This is a genomic window from Roseinatronobacter sp. (assembly GCF_051859525.1).
Lineage (GTDB): Bacteria > Pseudomonadota > Alphaproteobacteria > Rhodobacterales > Rhodobacteraceae > Roseinatronobacter.
The window spans coordinates 1-16,272 of the sequence record NZ_JBHYFM010000021.1 but is presented as its reverse complement, the minus strand read 5'-3'; the positions used below and the strand labels follow the sequence as shown (position 1 = coordinate 16,272).

Annotated in this window: 18 protein-coding genes and 1 tRNA gene; 10 read left to right on the top strand and 9 right to left on the bottom strand. The window is 61.4% G+C overall.

The features are described 5' to 3' along the window. Positions 1–23: 23 nt before the first annotated feature. The 4 genes from ACTIE1_RS13325 to ald all read right to left on the bottom strand — a co-directional run bounded on the left by ACTIE1_RS13325 (position 24) and on the right by ald (position 4,062). Positions 24–971 (bottom strand): META domain-containing protein, encoded by a 948-nt coding sequence (locus ACTIE1_RS13325; protein WP_439562991.1) that lies wholly within the window; start codon positions 969–971, stop codon positions 24–26. A 95-nt stretch (positions 972–1,066) separates the two neighbouring features. Then, entirely contained in the window at positions 1,067–1,786 is a 720-nt protein-coding gene (locus ACTIE1_RS13320; protein ID WP_439562990.1) for a chromosomal replication initiator DnaA, read from the bottom strand. Between the two features lie 6 nt (positions 1,787–1,792). Continuing rightward, complete coding sequence (locus tag ACTIE1_RS13315) at positions 1,793–2,827, bottom strand: AI-2E family transporter (protein WP_439562989.1); 1,035 nt, start codon at positions 2,825–2,827, stop codon at positions 1,793–1,795. A 116-nt stretch (positions 2,828–2,943) separates the two neighbouring features. After that, positions 2,944–4,062 (bottom strand): alanine dehydrogenase, encoded by a 1,119-nt coding sequence (ald, locus tag ACTIE1_RS13310; protein ID WP_439562988.1) that lies wholly within the window; start codon positions 4,060–4,062, stop codon positions 2,944–2,946. A 136-nt stretch (positions 4,063–4,198) separates the two neighbouring features. On the opposite strand from ald, the gene ACTIE1_RS13305 reads away from it, so the two are divergent. Next, positions 4,199–4,657, top strand: a complete 459-nt coding sequence (locus tag ACTIE1_RS13305) for an Lrp/AsnC family transcriptional regulator (RefSeq protein WP_439562987.1) — start codon at positions 4,199–4,201, stop codon at positions 4,655–4,657. 47 nt (positions 4,658–4,704) lie between these two features. On the opposite strand, the gene mscL is transcribed toward ACTIE1_RS13305, so the two are convergent. Next, complete coding sequence (gene mscL / locus ACTIE1_RS13300) at positions 4,705–5,088, bottom strand: large conductance mechanosensitive channel protein MscL (RefSeq protein ID WP_439562986.1); 384 nt, start codon at positions 5,086–5,088, stop codon at positions 4,705–4,707. Positions 5,089–5,314: 226 nt separating this feature from the next. Here mscL and ACTIE1_RS13295 point away from each other — a divergent pair, with 226 nt between their 5' ends. The 4 genes from ACTIE1_RS13295 (at position 5,315) to ACTIE1_RS13280 (ending at position 9,635) form a co-directional block, all read left to right on the top strand. Next, positions 5,315–5,968 (top strand): protein-L-isoaspartate O-methyltransferase family protein, encoded by a 654-nt coding sequence (locus ACTIE1_RS13295; protein WP_439562985.1) that lies wholly within the window; start codon positions 5,315–5,317, stop codon positions 5,966–5,968. Between the two features lie 64 nt (positions 5,969–6,032). After that, entirely contained in the window at positions 6,033–7,418 is a 1,386-nt protein-coding gene (locus tag ACTIE1_RS13290) for a TolC family outer membrane protein (protein ID WP_439562984.1), read from the top strand. Positions 7,419–7,515: 97 nt separating this feature from the next. Continuing rightward, on the top strand, positions 7,516–8,667 hold the full coding sequence (locus tag ACTIE1_RS13285; RefSeq protein WP_439562983.1) for a PQQ-dependent sugar dehydrogenase: 1,152 nt from the start codon (positions 7,516–7,518) through the stop codon (positions 8,665–8,667). Positions 8,668–8,789: 122 nt separating this feature from the next. Continuing rightward, positions 8,790–9,635 (top strand): bifunctional allantoicase/(S)-ureidoglycine aminohydrolase, encoded by an 846-nt coding sequence (locus ACTIE1_RS13280; RefSeq protein ID WP_439562982.1) that lies wholly within the window; start codon positions 8,790–8,792, stop codon positions 9,633–9,635. A gap of 340 nt (positions 9,636–9,975) precedes the next feature. Here ACTIE1_RS13280 and ACTIE1_RS13275 read toward each other — a convergent pair whose 3' ends face one another. Together ACTIE1_RS13275 and ACTIE1_RS13270 are read right to left on the bottom strand one after the other, a co-directional pair. Beyond that, the gene (locus ACTIE1_RS13275) at positions 9,976–11,037 is read right to left on the bottom strand and encodes a FliM/FliN family flagellar motor switch protein (protein WP_439562981.1); all 1,062 of its coding nucleotides are present in this window, start codon (positions 11,035–11,037) and stop codon (positions 9,976–9,978) included. 164 nt (positions 11,038–11,201) lie between these two features. Then, positions 11,202–11,807, bottom strand: coding sequence for a lytic transglycosylase (locus ACTIE1_RS13270; protein ID WP_439562980.1), 606 nt, complete (start codon positions 11,805–11,807; stop codon positions 11,202–11,204). Positions 11,808–11,998: 191 nt separating this feature from the next. Here ACTIE1_RS13270 and gatB point away from each other — a divergent pair, with 191 nt between their 5' ends. The 3 genes from gatB to ACTIE1_RS13255 all read left to right on the top strand — a co-directional run bounded on the left by gatB (position 11,999) and on the right by ACTIE1_RS13255 (position 14,700). Next, on the top strand, positions 11,999–13,513 hold the full coding sequence (gene gatB, locus ACTIE1_RS13265) for an Asp-tRNA(Asn)/Glu-tRNA(Gln) amidotransferase subunit GatB (RefSeq protein ID WP_439562979.1): 1,515 nt from the start codon (positions 11,999–12,001) through the stop codon (positions 13,511–13,513). 218 nt (positions 13,514–13,731) lie between these two features. Continuing rightward, positions 13,732–14,202: an acyloxyacyl hydrolase gene (locus tag ACTIE1_RS13260; protein ID WP_439562978.1), complete on the top strand. Its 471-nt coding sequence runs from the start codon at positions 13,732–13,734 to the stop codon at positions 14,200–14,202. Positions 14,203–14,298: 96 nt separating this feature from the next. Next, a complete protein-coding gene (locus ACTIE1_RS13255) occupies positions 14,299–14,700 on the top strand; it encodes a DUF4177 domain-containing protein (RefSeq protein ID WP_439562977.1) in 402 nt (133 codons plus the stop codon). Here the strand turns inward: ACTIE1_RS13255 and ACTIE1_RS13250 are convergent, their stop codons facing one another. Next, positions 14,701–14,958 carry a BolA family protein gene (locus ACTIE1_RS13250; RefSeq protein ID WP_439562976.1) on the bottom strand — a complete coding sequence of 86 codons (258 nt, stop codon included), beginning with the start codon at positions 14,956–14,958 and terminating at the stop codon, positions 14,701–14,703. It lies immediately after the preceding gene. A 134-nt stretch (positions 14,959–15,092) separates the two neighbouring features. Between ACTIE1_RS13250 and ACTIE1_RS13245 the strand changes: the two genes are divergently transcribed. Then, positions 15,093–15,728, top strand: coding sequence for a J domain-containing protein (locus ACTIE1_RS13245; RefSeq protein WP_439562975.1), 636 nt, complete (start codon positions 15,093–15,095; stop codon positions 15,726–15,728). 47 nt (positions 15,729–15,775) lie between these two features. Here ACTIE1_RS13245 and ACTIE1_RS13240 read toward each other — a convergent pair whose 3' ends face one another. Then, on the bottom strand, positions 15,776–15,997 hold the full coding sequence (locus ACTIE1_RS13240; protein ID WP_439562974.1) for a hypothetical protein: 222 nt from the start codon (positions 15,995–15,997) through the stop codon (positions 15,776–15,778). 173 nt (positions 15,998–16,170) lie between these two features. On the opposite strand from ACTIE1_RS13240, the gene ACTIE1_RS13235 reads away from it, so the two are divergent. Continuing rightward, a tRNA-Gly gene (locus tag ACTIE1_RS13235) sits at positions 16,171–16,245 on the top strand. Positions 16,246–16,272: the final 27 nt, after the last annotated feature.

The following is a 16,272-nucleotide window of genomic DNA, read 5'->3' as shown; positions in this document are numbered from 1 at the left end:
AGGGCGGCCATCTGCGGCCTGCGCTACCGGCGCGCGGTGATGACAGCTACCCCCCCGGCCAGCAATGTCAGCCGTCCGGATTCTGACGACAGGCGGTAGCCGTCCACGCGCCGCAGCATTGTCGTGAACTGGTGTTCCTGATCCATCATACCATCGGGGCAGGACATCATTGTGCTGGCAATCCGCCCAAAGGACAGGATTCCGCCATGACGCCTGTAGCCGCCGATCAGGCGGTTGCACCCGACAGACGCACTCATCCGGCCATCGGAATAGAACACCAGTTCGGTGCGCGACGGAAACACAGCCGCCTTGTCGCCGATCGCGGTAATGTTCCAGACCCCTTGGGTAATGTCCAGTTCGGGCCGCATAAGGGTGCATTCGGCCAGTTCCGCCCCGTCAATGCGCAACAAGGCTGTGTCGCCCTTCATATGGAGAGAGGTTGCGGGGCTATCGGGGTCGGTGAACAACGCCCCCGATGCCGCCACAGACGGGGTCATCGTGATAAGTTGTTCGTTAAACCGCAGGCGGACATCTTCGGGCAGGAACCCCACCTCTATCAGTTGGGTGCCACAGGCCAGAAGCGACGCAAACCCCATTGCCTGGGTGCGCAAGGCCCGAATGGTGCCCAGATCCAGCACATCACTGCCCGGCGCGACAGCAACAGGTTCGGTCAGCCAGACCGCATCATCCATGGCCCGCAACCCTGCACGCACCACAAGCGCCTGATCGGCAGGCACTTCAATTTCAAAGGTAAAGGGGCTTTGCGCGCCATCTGTCGGCATGCGGACAGCCGCAAGGCTGGTGTCGGCGTCATCGCTGATATCGACCATCAGCATCGTATCATCCGGAAGCGCCATGCGTTCCAGCACCATGACCTGACCGACAACAAGGCGCGTATCATCCTGCGCCGCCAAGGGGGCAATCGCCAGCCCCATGACCATAAAAATGCTAACGCTTAGAAATCGGATCAAGACGCACGCCTCCGGCAAAAAATATATAAGCTCAAGCTTATGCAGCGCCCCCGCAACACACAAGAGGGGCGGGGCGCGAAAAACGCCGCGCTCACTTATTCGGGATCGCTGGTGCCGGTCCGGTCGGTCTGGTCGTCCATGTCGTTCAGGATTTCGGCAGCCAGAATGCGCGATATGGATTTCTTGCGCGCAAGGGCCGCTGCATCCAGCCGCGCGACGATCTGCTGCGCACCAGCAAGCGAACGTTCCATCCGCGGCAGAAGATACGGAACCAGCGTGTCGGGAATGGTGACCTGCCGGTCGGCGAACAGTTTTGTCAGCACCGCCGCCAGCAGCGCATCATCCGGCGCGGCCAGCGCCACATGCGCCGCCGCCTGCAACCGCGATGCCAGATCGGGCAGGCGCAACCCCCAATCCCGCACAGGGCTGCGCGCGGTCAGCAATATCTGCCCGCCCCCTGCCGCCAGCAGGTTGTGCAGGTGAAACAGCGCCGCTTCCCGCGCGGGGTGTCCTGCGACCTGTCCCGCATCATCCAGCGCGACGCCCCCCTGCGCGGCCAGTGCGGGCAAATCGGCCCCATCCAGATCCTGCGCGCGCAACAGGGTCGCCCCCTGTTCGGCAACCCAGACATGCAGCAAATGGGTTTTCCCCGCCCCTTCCGGTCCGGTCAGAACCAGCTTGCCTGCGGGCCAGCCGCCCTGTGTGATCATGTGCAGCGCATGGGCATTACAGGGCGCTGCCACGAAATCGGCGCGGCTGTAGGACGCAGGCAGCGCAAGGGGCAGGTGAATTTGTCCGGCGCGGGGGGGCGTCATGGTCCGTCACTCCTGCCTGTACAGGGCACTGCCCTGATATTGCGCGATACCGAAGCGCACCAGAACACCGATCGCCGCCGCAACCGGCACGGCAATCAGCATGCCGGTAAACCCGAACATGCTGCCGAAAGCCGACACCGCAAACAACAGCCATACAGGATGCAGCCGCACCGAATTCCCCACAATGCGCGGCACCAGAATATTGCCTTCCAGCACCTGCCCGACGGCAAAAATGGCGATCACGGCGGCAATCATGCCCGGTTCGCCCCAGAACTGCCACAGCGCCACGCCAATGGCCAGCACACCGCCCACAATCGCGCCGATATAGGGGATAAAGGAAATCAGCCCCGCCACCACACCAATGGCCAGCCCGAATTGCAGCCCCGCCACGCCCAGCGCCGTCGCGTAATAGGCCGCAAGGATCAGGCATACTGTCACCTGTCCGCGCACAAACCCCGCAATGGCGCGGTCCACATCGCGGCCCAGATTGCGCAGCGTGGGCGCATGCTGTCGCGGCAGCAGGTCATCCGCCCCGCGCATGACGCGCGGCCAGTCCAGCAACAGATAGAACGCAACCACAGGCGTAATCACCAGAAACACAAGTGCGCTGACCACACCCGACACCCCGCGCAACACCCCCTGCGCCAGATCCGCGCCACGGTCGCGGATGGCGTTGCCCATCGTGGCAAGCGAGGATTGCAGCGTCTCCTCCAGATCGGGGAAATACTGCGTCAGGAACGCCTGCGCCTGCCGCAGCAGGTCGGGCGCGGTTTCGCTGAACTGCACCAGCTGCGAAATCACGGCTGGAATGACCAGCAGCCCCGCCAGCACGACCGCGCCCAGCGCAACGCACATCAGCGCCGCGACCGCCAGCACACGCGGCACACCCGCCGCCACCAGCCGCATCACCACCGGATTCAGGAAATAGGCAATCGCTGCCCCCGTCACAAAGGGCAGCAGCACATCGCCCATCACCCACAGCAGCGCGATAAACCCCAGACCGGCAATGCCCCAATAGGCGATTTGTGTGCGAACAGGCATCGGGCCTTCCAATATGGTTGTGTGTCTTGCTCCTTATGCCATATCGCGCGGCGATGGTCTGCGCGCAAGTGGCCTGCGGGGGGCGAGGGCCACAAAAGCCCCCACCTCGCGCCGGTTTACAGTTTCAGCGCCATGGCGGGCGACAAGACGTCGATTCCCTGCGCCTTGCCCACCGCATAATAGGTCAGATGGCCCGCATGGGTGTTCAGCCCCGCCAGCAGATGCGCGTCATCTTCGCAGGCCTGCCGCCACCCCTTGTTGGCCAGTGCCAGCATGAAGGGCATGGTCGCATTGCCCAAGCCAATGGTGGAACTGCGCGCCACCGCACCGGGCATGTTGGCCACGCAATAATGCATGATCCCGTCCACGTCATAGATCGGGTCGGCATGTGTGGTGGCGCGCGATGTTTCAAAACACCCGCCCTGATCAATCGCCACATCGACCAGCGCCGCACCGGGTTTCATGCGTGACAGCTGGTCGCGGGTTATCAGCTTGGGGGCTTCGGCACCCGGTATCAGCACGGCCCCGATCACCATATCGGCCTGTTCCACCAGTTCGGCCGTGTTCCCCTTGGAGGCGTAGCTGGTCTTGAACACCCCGCCAAAGGCATCATCCAGATAGCGCAGGCGCGGCAGCGACATGTCAAGCACCGTCACATCCGCGCCCATTCCCGCAGCAATGCGCGCCGCATGCGTGCCCACAACACCGCCGCCAATCACGACCACACGGGCGGGCGCAACACCGGGCACGCCCCCCATCAGCACGCCGCGCCCGCCATTGGCCTTTTGCAAGGTCCACGCCCCCACCTGCGGGGCCAGCCGCCCCGCCACTTCGGACATGGGGGCCAGCAGCGGCAACCCGCCAGCGCGGTCGGTCACGGTTTCATAGGCAATGGCCGTCACACCACTGGCCAGCAGGTCGCGGGTTTGCGCCCTGTCGGGGGCAAGATGCAGATAGGTGAACAGGATCTGCCCTTCGCGCAGTTGCTTGCGTTCCCCCGCCTGTGGTTCCTTGACCTTGACCACCAGTCCGGCGCGGGCAAATATTTCTTCTGCCATGTCCACCACATCCGCGCCGACCGCGCGGTAGGCGTCATCGTCAAACCCTGCGCCCTGTCCGGCGCCCGCCTCGACAATGACCTGATGGCCGTTGGCAATGGCTTCCTGCGCGGCAACAGGCGTCAGCCCGACACGGTATTCCTGCGGTTTGATTTCCTTGGGGCACCCAATCAGCATTCTGAACCTCCCTGTGATTATATTCGCACAATATCGCTGTGTCGGGGTGAATTCTTGACATTTCCGCGCACAAGGCAATAAATCACAAGAAGATTTCGCGCATATCGCCCGTTTTCCGACAAAGGATTGCGCTGCAATGCAGCTAGATGACACGGACCGCCGCATATTGCGTGTCTTGCAAAAGCAGGGGCGCGTCACCAACGCGGAACTGGCCGAGTTGATAAACCTGTCGCCATCCGCCTGTCACCGGCGGGTTCAAAGGATGGAAGCGGACGGGATCATCGCGGATTATGTGGCCCTGCTGGACCGCCGCCGGATTGGCCGCGCGACCGTGGTGTTTGTGGAAATCAAGCTGTCGGGCCAAAGCGAGGATATCCTTGACGCGTTTGAACGCGAGGTCGCGCGCGTGCCCGATGTACTGGAATGCCACCTGATGGCGGGCACGGCCGATTACCTGCTGAAGGTCATCGCCGCCGACAGCGACGATTTCGCGCGCATCCATCGCCGGTACCTTAGCCGGTTGCCCGGCGTTGTGCAGATGCAATCATCCTTTGCGCTGCGCAACGTGGTCCAGACAACCGCCATCGATATATGAACACGGGCCGCGCTGTTGCGCGCCGCCCGCGCCCTGTGGTTCAGGCGTTATTTCGCCTTCAGACTATCGCGGATTTCAATCAGCAGTTCTTCGGTGGTGGGGCCTTTGGGCGCTTCGGGGGCGGGCGCTTCTTCTTTCTTGTTCAGGGAACTGATCCGGTTCACCGTGCGCACCAGCAAGAACACAACCCAGGCCACAATCAGGAACTTGATGACCGCGTTGATGAAATTGCCGATCATGAACTGGGCTTCACCCAGACCGAAGCTGACCGCGCTGAAATCAACGCCACCCACAAAAATACCGATAAGCGGGTTTACAAGATCATCCACCAATGACGTGACGATTGCGGTAAATGCCGCGCCGATAATGATACCGACGGCCATATCCATGACATTTCCGCGCGTGATAAAGGTTCTGAACTCTTTAAACATGGGCCTGCTCCTGCTGTGCAAAACATGTTTATGCACTGCCACACCCCGCCCTGAAAAGCCGGAATTAACCACTGCGGCGGAAATTCAGGCCGCATATGGCGCAATAGTGTGATCCGGATTGCCACCAGCGGCGCTGACAAACATGTTTTCGCCGCGACGGATATTGCTGTGGCGCGCGTTCTGTGGCAATGACATTCTACATAAACCAAACTGGAGAGTTCAGTCGATGCCGGATTATGCAGCCCGTCGCACCATGATGGTTGATACGCAAGTGCGCCCGTCGGATGTGACCAAATTTACGATCATAGGCGCAATGCTGAACACTCCGCGTGAAATCTTCGTTCCCGATGCCCTGCGCGAGACAGCCTATGTCGGCGAGAATATTCCCCTTGCGGAAAACCGTGTGCTGCTTGAACCGCGCACACTGGCCAAGATGCTGGACATGCTGGACGTCACCGGACGCGAGCTGGTGCTGGATATCGGGTGCGGTGCGGGATACTCATCCGCCCTTCTGGCACAGATGGCACAAGCTGTTGTCGCCGTTGAAGAAGACGACACATTGGCACAGGATGCAGAAACAGCGCTGGCGCAGGTTGGCGCGGAAGCGGTGATTGTCCACAAAGGACCGCTAAGCGAAGGTGCGCCCGATCACGCCCCTTATGATGCGATGATCGTGCAAGGCGGTGTGTCGGAATTCCCCGCCGGTCTGGTTGCGCAACTGCGCGAGGGCGGGCGCGTCATCTGCCTGTTCATGGAAGGGCAGTTGGGGGTTGTGCGCCTTGGTGTGCGGCAGGGCGACCAGATTGCATGGCGCGATGTGTTCAATGCCGCAGCGCCCGTTTTGCCGGGCTTTGAAAAGCAGGAAGCGTTCACTTTCTGACCGGACACGGGCGGCGCTGAATCCGCCCGGTCAAGACAATCGAGCAACGCTTGAAAGGGCAGAAATGTTCAGATCCACTTTCGCCGCCTTGGCCGTCGCATGCAGCACAGCACTGACCGTCATGCCCGCAGCCGCGCAATCGCTGGCCGATACATTCATCAACGCCTATCAGAATTCCGACCTGCTGGAACAGAACCGCGCGGTTTTGCGCGCCGCTGACGAAGATGTGGCGCTTGCTGTCGCGTCCTTGCGGCCGGTTCTGAATTTCGTGGCGCAGACGCGCGGCCAGCGCCAGACCACCGGCGCGCTGCAACAGGAAACGCTGACCGCATCGGTCAACCTGTCGGCGGAAATCACGCTGATCGATTTCGGGCGCGGCGCGCTTGCGCGCCAGTCCGCCGAAGCGCTGGTCATGGGAACACGGCAGGCGCTGCTGAATGTGGAACAACAGGTGCTGCTGGATGCCGTGCGCGCCTTCATGGATGTGCGCAGCGCGGTGGAAACCGTGACACTGCGCCAGACCACCATGCGCCTGACGCAACAGGAACTGAACGCCGCGCAGGAACGGTTTGAACTGGGCGAGATTACGCGCACCGATGTGTCGCTGGCCGAAGCGCGCCTTGCCGCCGCCCGCAGCCAGCTTGCCGCTGCCGAAGGGGATCTGGCCGTCGCACGCGAGGAATACAAGCTGGTCACCGGACGTTACCCCGGCCAGTTGCGCCAGCCCCCTGCCCTGCCCAGCCTGCCATCGTCATTGCAGGCCGCGCAGGATATCGCCCGCAACACCCACCCGTCCGTCAAACAGGCCCAGTTCGAGGCGAACGCGGCAGAGTTGAACGCCGAACGCGCCGCCGCGCAACGCCATGGCAGCGTGACCGCTGATGCCAGCATCGGGGTCACATCGGATTTGCTGAACAGCGGGCCAAGCACGCGATCGGCCTCGGCGGGGGTGCGGTATGCGCGCCCGATCTATCAGGGCGGCGCCATCAGCGCGCAACACCGGCAGGCACTGGCGCGGCGCGATGCGGCGCGGTCCGGCATGCACCGCAGCGTCGCGCAGGTCATCCAGAATGTGGCCGTGCAATGGGCCAATCTGGAAGTGGCGCGCGCCCGCATTGCCGCCAGCCAGCAACAGGTTCGCGCGGCCCAAAGCGCCTTTGACGGCACGAGAGAGGAAGCGCGCCTTGGTGCGCGCACAACGCTGGACGTTCTGAACGCGGAAAACGACCTGATGGATGCGCGCACAGTCCTGTTGCAATCGCAAGCAGGGGTGCAAGTGGCCAGCTACGGGTTGATGGCGGCCATGGGCCTGCTGACGGTCGATCACCTGCGGCTGGGCATTCCGACCTATGACCCCGAAGCGTATTACAACGCCGTGCGCAACGCGCCGGTAACATCGCAACAAGGCGAGGCGCTGGACCGTGTTTTGCGGGCAATCGGGCGGGAATAGGCCGCGCCGGACCCCGCCTGCACAAGCTGTTGTGACTTGCCGCAAGCGCGATAAAGCCCATGTCTTTGGCATATGATGCCAAGACATGAGGATAGATATGACCATATCAAAACGCCAGATTGCCGCCGCATGCGCCGTTACCGCAGCATTTTCCCTGCCGGCAAGCGCCCAATCATCCTTTGACGTGGAAACGGTTGCCACGGGCCTGACAAACCCCTGGGCCATGGCGTTCCTGCCTGACAATGGCGACATGATCATCACCAAACGTGGCGGCGACATTGTGCTGCTGGACCAGACCACCGGCCAGATGCAACCCATCAGCGGTGCGCCCGATGTCGACACGCGCGGACAGGGCGGGTTGCTGGATATTGCACCCGCGCCCGATTTCGCCGATTCTGGACTGGTCTACATGACATGGGCGGGCCGCGTGGGCGGTCAGAATTCGACAACCCATCTGGGACGCGCGCGGCTGGACCGCGACGAAAGCGCGCTTGTCGATCTGGAAGTGCTGCACAGCGTTACGCCCGCAATTGATTCCGGCGCGCATTTCGGGTCGCGCATCGTGTTTTCTGACGGGCATGTCTTTGCCGGTTTCGGGGATCGCGGGTCCAAGGATTTCGGGCCGGACCATATTTCACAAGACCTGACAAGCGAGAATGGCGCAGTGATCCGCCTGACACTGGACGGCGAGATTCCTGCCGACAACCCTTTTGTGGATGACGAAGGGGCGGCAGGCGCGATCTGGTCTTATGGCCACCGCAATATTCAGGCCATGACCCTGCACCCCGACAGCGGCGCCATCTGGCTGGCCGAACATGGCGAGGCGGGCGGCGATGAGGTCAACATCGTTGAACGCGGGGCCAATTACGGCTGGCCGCTGGCCGCCAATGGCGTGACCTATCGCGGGGGTGAACGGTTTGCCGAACCCCATCAGGAAGGCGACGGATTTAACGCCCCTGTCTATGTCTGGCCCGCAGGGCGCGAGGATCACTTTCCGCCATCGGGCATGACGTTCTACACGGGCGATGCCTTTCCGGACTGGCAGGGGCATTTGCTGATCGGCAACCTGTTCCACCAGTATCTGGGGCTGTTTGACGAAACCGACGGCACGCTGGAACCGGTGGACCGCCTGCTGGAGGGGGAAGGGCACCGCATTCGCGATGTCGCCGTCGATCCGCAGGACGGGACAATCTATGTGCTGGCCGATGGCGAGGACGTGCCCCTGATGCGGCTGGTCCCTGCGCAGTAACCTGAAGCTGCCTGATTGCCAATTCTTCGGGATTTCAGGAAACTCTGTCTGTGAAAACCGCGCTGGCATGGCCCATTGTGGCCATGCTACGCCTGTGTGACCCTTCCGGACGGAGCAGCACAATGACCGCAGATATCACGCGCCCCACGCCACAGCCCGGCTATTATGTGCCACCGGGCGGGTTGCCGCCGCAATCGCAGCTGACGACCGACCGCGCGATGTTCACCGAGGCATTCGCCATAATTCCCAAGGGCACGCTGTCGGACATTGTCACCAGCTACCTGCCTTTCTGGACAGGGGCGCGATTCTGGGTTCTGGCCCGCCCCCTTAGCGGTTTTGCCGAAACATTCTCGCAATATATCGTTGAACTGGCCGCCGGTGGCGGCAGTGACCGGCCCGAAACCGACCCGCAGGCCGAAGGGGCGCTGTTCGTCGTCGAAGGGGCGCTGCGTGTCCGCATTGGCGGGGAAACCCACATGCTGGGTGCGGGCGGCTTCGCGTTTGTGCCTGCTGGAAGCGACTGGGCGCTGCACAATGACAGCGGTGGAAAAACGGTGTTCCACTGGATCCGCAAGCGGTATCAGGCGGTGCAGGGTCTGGACCATCCTGACCCGTTTGTCGCGCAGGAACAGGATATCCCCCCTGCCCCCATGCCCGGCACAAATGGCGCATGGGCAACCACCCGTTTCATGGACCCAGCTGATATGCGCCATGACATGCATGTAACCATCGTCACCTTGCAACCGGGCGCAAGCATTCCGTTTGACGAAACCCATGTCATGGAACACGGGCTGTATGTGTTGCAGGGCAAGGGCGTCTATCACCTGAACCAGCAATGGGTCGAGGTGGAGGCGGGCGATTTCATGTGGTTACGCGCCTTCTGCCCGCAAGCCTGCTATGCGGGCGGCCCTGCGCCGTTTCGTTATTTGCTGTATAAGGACGTCAACCGCCACGCGGCCTTGCCCTGATCCGTCCGCCACTGCGGGTGTGACCGGATCATGTTGAAACATCCGGTCGGGTGGTGTTGGCCGGAAGCAGGCATTGGGCAATGCCCAAGGTGCGGAATCAAGGCCGCAGGCCGCCGCACCATCGGCGGGCCGTCCCGCGGCCTGCCGATTGCCCTGATGGCAGGCCAAGCCTTGCAAGTCGGAATATGCCGCCAGCATAAAGTGAACTTCTATTACGCCGGATCGGCAGACCCCGGCCCACCGATGGCGCGGGCTTCATCCAAGCCCCAACGCCCGCGACAGGCCAGACTTACCCGGCGTTGCAGTTCCGTCTGGCATGACACTGCATTAGCATCATGCGCTACTGCCCATCTGTCGGTGCGTCTGGCATTGCGGCAATATCTTCGGCCATTGTCTGCATGGGCAGATCGTCGGGCATGGCGAAACCGTGCATATCCGTATCCATTTCGCTGTCGGTATCCGTGTCCACCCCCGTGTCAAAAGGACCGGCTGGCAGGATGCGCGCGGCGGATACCGGCAGGGTGAAGGGCACGTCGTAGTCTTCCGGCGCCTCTCCGGGTTGGCTGGTCAGGCGCACGGCGCGCTGCCCGCGCGCCTGACCCAGACGGGCCTTGGCAACGACATGCCCTTTCAGCGTTTCCAGTGACAACGCTTCCAGCGCGCTTTCGGGCAGGCACAGCACATCACCACGTTTCAGCGTTGATACGGCCGAAAGTTTCATCTGCATCCGGCACAGCACCGCATCAAGCTGCACTTCGGCGGCATAAACAGTTGCTTCCAGTTGGGCCGTCCATTGCGCCTGTCGGGTGGTGTCCTGCGCGGGTCCGGTTGTGCCCTGTGCCTGCGCGACATCCGGCAGGACAAGATACATATCCCCTTCGCGCGGGCCGTCACCGAATTGCACGCGCAGCCGCAGCATCTGATACGGCACATCTTCCAGCAACACCCCAAGGGGGCGCGGATCATCAAGGAAAGACCCGTAGACATAGCCGTCAAACTGCGCGGCCGCGCCCCCTGCCACTGCCAGCCGCTGGGCGATGTGCTGCAACAGGGTATCAAGCAACGGGGCCAGCAGGGCGGCGTCGGTACGCGTGGGTTTGCGCGGGTTCGGCGGGGCATCGGCGACGCGCGCAGTGGTCACCGCCTCGACCAGTCCGGCCATCAGGCTGTGACACATAACAGCCAGCCCGATTCTGTCGCCCTCCCCTTCCAGCAGGGACAGGAACATTCCCGGTTCGGCAATTTCCACCACTTCGGCCAGACTGGCCGGTGACATCTTCACCGATGTGACCGCCGCATCCAAGCCACGGCGCGTGCGCGCCATACGCCCGAACGCAACACGAATCGCCCCGTCAAAGGCCGCGTTATCGGCACTGGCCGCAGCACGCGTGCGTGCCGCCATCCTTTCCAAGGGGGTTTGCCGGTCTGTCCGGCTATTCTGTTCCGCTTCTGCCTGATCCATCGTGCATTGCCACCCGTTTGCCAGACATCATTGCCGCAAAAAGGTTAGCAAACCCTAAAAAGATAACATTTTTCAGGGGCGACATGCCTGATCAGGCCGCCGGATCACACCTGACAGGCAGGCAGGCTGCGGGTGAAGGACGCGATGTCATTGCGTTTGCTGGCATTGCGCAATGGCGGCCAGTCCTTGGCCACGCCACCCCAGTTTCCGGGGCCGCCAACGACCACCTGATCGCGTTCCACCGCCTGTGCGGCAATCCGCGATGCGCAACGCAAATTCGTCGCCCCGTCATAAAGGCCGTTCGGGTGGCTAAGGTCACACCCGTAATACCGCGCCGATGTCGGCCATATCTGAAGCAAACCACGATACCGGCCACCGGCACCGGCAGCGTCGGGGCGCCATGTGCTTTCATATCCGGCAAGGCCCGAAAACAGCGCCGTCCAGAAGGCCTTGCGCCCTTCATCATCGGCGGTTTCATATCCGGGGCAGAAACTGTCGATATCATCGGGCACGGTTTCAACCAATGCACGCCCTTCATGGTCAAGGGCCTCGAACTGCGCCGCAGTCCACAATGTCGCTTCGGGGCGGTGGTCCCAGCGGGTCACAATTTCCGGACCGTCATTCTGGTCGGTGGCCTGAACCATACAGCCCCCCAAAAGCGTCACCAAGGCGGCAACGGCCATCAGGCGCAAAGGCAGTTTTCGTGTCATCTGGTTTCCGAATGTGGCACAGCACCCATATGCGCTGCAGCGCGCCATTGTGCGATTCGCCCGTGAAACACAAATCACGCAGCCGCTGGGTGGGCAAAATCGGCGAAACCCCGCCCAAACTGCTGCCTCTTGCTGTGCCGCCGCCCTGCCGCTAGAAGGCGGAAACAGGATTTTCACAGGAATACGCGCTTATGCTTGATCTGACCTATGAAGCCCCGCCAGTCAAAACCATATCCGGCGCAACCGGAGAATGGGAACTGGTGATCGGCATGGAAATTCATGCGCAGGTGTCCAGCCAGTCCAAGCTGTTTTCAGGCGCGTCCACCAAATTCGGGGCAGAGCCGAATTCGAACGTGGCCTTCGTTGATGCCGCGATGCCCGGCATGCTGCCGGTGGTCAATGAATTCTGCATCGAACAGGCCGTGCGCACGGGACTGGGCCTGAAGGCGCAGATCAACCTGCGGTCTGCCTTCGACCGCAAGAACTACTTTTACCCCGACCTGCCGCAGGGCTATCAGATCAGCCAGTTGTATCACCCGCTTGTCGGCGAGGGTGAGGTGCTGGTGGAAATGGGGCCGGGCATTGCGCGGCTGGTTCGGGTTGAACGCATTCATGTCGAACAGGATGCGGGCAAATCCATCCATGACATGGACCCGAACATGAGTTTCGTGGACCTGAACCGCACCGGCGTCGCGCTGATGGAAATCGTCAGCCGCCCCGATATTCGCGGGCCGGAAGAAGCCGCAGCCTATGTCACCAAGCTGCGCCAGATCCTGCGGTATCTGGGCACTTGCGATGGCAATATGCAAAACGGCAACCTGCGCGCCGATGTGAACGTGTCGGTCTGCCGCCCCGGCCAGTATGAAAAATATCAGGCCACTCAGGATTTCGGCCATCTGGGCACGCGCTGCGAAATCAAGAACATGAACTCCATGCGCTTCATTCAGGCCGCGATCGACTATGAGGCCCGCCGCCAGATCGCCATTCTAGAAGATGGCGGCAGCGTGGTGCAGGAAACCCGCCTGTATGACCCCGACAAGAATGAAACACGGTCCATGCGGTCCAAGGAAGAAGCGCATGACTACCGCTATTTCCCGTGCCCCGACCTGTTGCCGCTGGAAATTGAACAGGCGTGGGTCGATGACATTGCCGCCAGCCTGCCAGAATTGCCCGATGACAAGAAAGCGCGTTTCATGCGCGATTTCGGCCTGACGGATTATGACGCCAGCGTGCTGACCGCCGATGTCACCAATGCCGCGTTTTTCGAGGCGGTGGCAGCGGACGCAGGGGACGGGAAACTGTCCGCGAACTGGGTCATTAACGAATTGTTCGGACGCCTGAAGAAGGAAGGGCACGAGATCAGTGCAAGCCCCGTGACCACCGGACAGCTGGCGGGAATCATCAAGCTGATCAAGTCGGGCGATATTTCCGGCAAGATCGCCAAGGATGTGTTTGAAATTATCTATACCGAAGGCGGTGACCCCGCGCAGATCGTGGCGGACCGCGGGCTGAAACAGGTGACCGACACCGGCGCGATTGAAAAGGCTGTCGATGACATTATCGCCGCCAACCCCGCGCAGGTCGAGAAGGCACAGCAGAACCCCAAACTGGCGGGCTGGTTCGTGGGGCAGGTCATGAAAGCCACAGGCGGCAAGGCCAATCCGCAGGCCGTGAACGAGATTGTGACCGCAAAACTGGGGCTTTAACGCCTGCACTATGCTTGTGCAGTGTCGCGGCAGCATCACTGTCGCGACAGCCAGAGCGTTGCAAAAAAACACCGCCTTTTTAAGGTGCGCGCGAATTAATTGTTTATAAAGCAGAATTGGCGTATGCAAATCTGTCGTTTCACGGAAATTCCGTCATCAGGCGCGACTGACAGCCCCCGATGCATGGAATTGTGCCCCCAAGAGTCGAGATTTGTATGATGAACCTGTTGAAGCCAGCCCTTGTTGTAATGGCCCTGTTTGCCCAACCCGCCCTTGCAGAAAGCCCGCGTATTTTCGGCAGTGTCGGAAGCCAGCTTTCTGTCAGCTCCACGGAAGCGCAGGTTCGTTATATCGGAGAGCCGCTTATCTGGGGCTTGCAGCCTGTGGTGGGCCTGTCGGGTGCGGGCAACAGTTCGGGCTATATTGGCGTGGGCGCCGCATATACGCTGCGCGCCCAACAAGGCGGATTGTTTGCGCGGGTATCGGGACTTGCCGGTGTGCACAAACGCGGCAGCGGGCGCAATCTGGGCGGGCCGTTGCAGTTCCGCACATCGCTGGATGTGGGCTATATGACCGCATCGGGCGCGGAATTCGGGGTCGGCGCGGACCACCGGTCCAGCGCGGGCATCTATAAGCCGAATCCGGGACTGAACACGGCGTATCTGTTCGCGACATTCCCGCTGCGCTAAGGGCGCGCGCGGCATCATGTTGCAACATTCGGCAGTCTGGCGTAAACGCGGCTGATAATTTGTGCCGGTTTGTCGTGCGATAAGGACAGGAATGCCATGCAGTCTTATGAATACCTTGCGGTGCCCGCGCCCGTAAAAGGGCAAAAGGTAAAAGGGTTGAAAGCGCCGGCAGAACGCTATGCGCACCAGATGACCATTTTGCTGAACGATCTGGCACGCGAAGGGTGGGAATACTGGCGGTCCGACTCTCTGCCCAGTGAAGAACGCAAGGGCCTGACGGGAACCGTCACGGTTCAGAACAACATGCTGATTTTTCGCAGGCCCAGCGCCGAAATGCTGGCCGAGCATCCACAGGTTGCCGAACCCCGCGCCGCCGCCCCCGCAGAGCCGGTGATCGGCACAGCATCCGGCGCGCGTCCCATCCACGAATCGCGGCGCGAACCGCAGTTTCGTGAAACGGCGACGCGCGGCGGGTCTGGCGACGCGCCCGACAGCTGATCACACACCGATATCCAGTGACAGGGCGTGAATGCGCCCCACAAGGTCCGGCCCGAGCGCGGCATGAACCGCGCGATGACGCGCAATGCGGGACTGGTCGCGGAATGCCTCGGCGCGGATCATCACATTGAAATGCGTCTGCCCGCCTTCACGCCAACCGGCATGCCCGCGATGGCTTTCGCTGTCATCGACGACCTGCAACTGTGCCGGATTGAACGCCGCTTGCAGATTTGCCTCGATTTGATCACGAATATGCATAGTGTCTTTCTGCCCTCTTCTAACCTGACGAAAATATAACTAAGCTGCTGCCTCCGAGTCGGAAAGGCCCGCGCGGGATATTCGTTGCAATACGGCACATTCGACATAAGACACAGGCAAGAACAGGTTTAGGCATGGATCGCAAATCCCCATTTGATTTTGACATTCGCGCGTCCAGCGACAAGAAGAAGCGCACACGCGGGCGGCGCGGCATGTCGGGCGCGTGGGAAACGTCGGTGCGGCAATGTGAGCATCCGGGCTGCGAGGAGGCAGGGCAATATCGCTGCCCCAAATCCCCCGACCAGCTGAATGAATACCTGTGGTTTTGCAAGGATCATGCGCGCGAATACAACCTTAAGTGGAACTACTTCGACGGGCAGACCGAGTCCGAGATGATGGACGCGATGGAACGTGACCGCGTGTGGGGGCGGGCGACACAGCCCCTGGGCAGCAAGGACGAACGCCTTGCCTGGCAGCGCCTTGGGATTGAGGACCCGCATCAGGTTCTGGGCGACAACGCAACGCGCAACCCCGGCAAGGCGACCAGCGGCGCTGCATCGCGCAAACTGCCGCCGACCGAACGCCGCGCATTGGAAATACTGGATGCGCGCGACACATGGACACGACCAGAGATTCGCAAGCAATACAAAAGCCTTGTGAAAGACCTGCACCCTGACCGCAACGCAGGCGCCAGAACCGATGAAGACCGCCTGCAAGAAGTTGTCTGGGCCTGGGACCAGATCAAGGAAAGCCGCAACTTCCGCGATTGATCCGGCCCGCCAGCACCCCGCCGACCGGCGGGGTGAAGTGTTGCGTGTCAGTTGCCATGACGTGCCTTGCGCGCGGCATGTTCCACCGTGACATTCAGGGCCGTAAGGAAAACGGCCCCTTTGCGGCGGGCAGGCGCGGCACGCGCGGCCCCGTCCAGACCGTCAAACACCCCTTCCAGCTGGCGGATGGCGCGCAAATCTGTAAGGACATCTGCCGCGATGATACGGCCAGATGATGTAACGCCGCGCTCGAACTCCGTATCCTGCATTGATCTTTCCTTCCCGTGTGGAGGCTTTATCCTGAATTCAGCATGCAACAGGATGGTTACGAATCCGTTATCGCGGCGAATCTTGTCAGTCTGATGAAATTTTCATGGAATATGGGCTTTTCCCTCTTGCGGCGGGAAACGATAGTTTGTAAATCGCGCATACCGAAAACGGGGCGGGCGTAGCTCAGGGGTAGAGCATAACCTTGCCAAGGTTAGGGTCGTGAGTTCGAATCTCATCGCCCGCTCCAATTTCGAAAACAGGCGGCCTTCGGGCC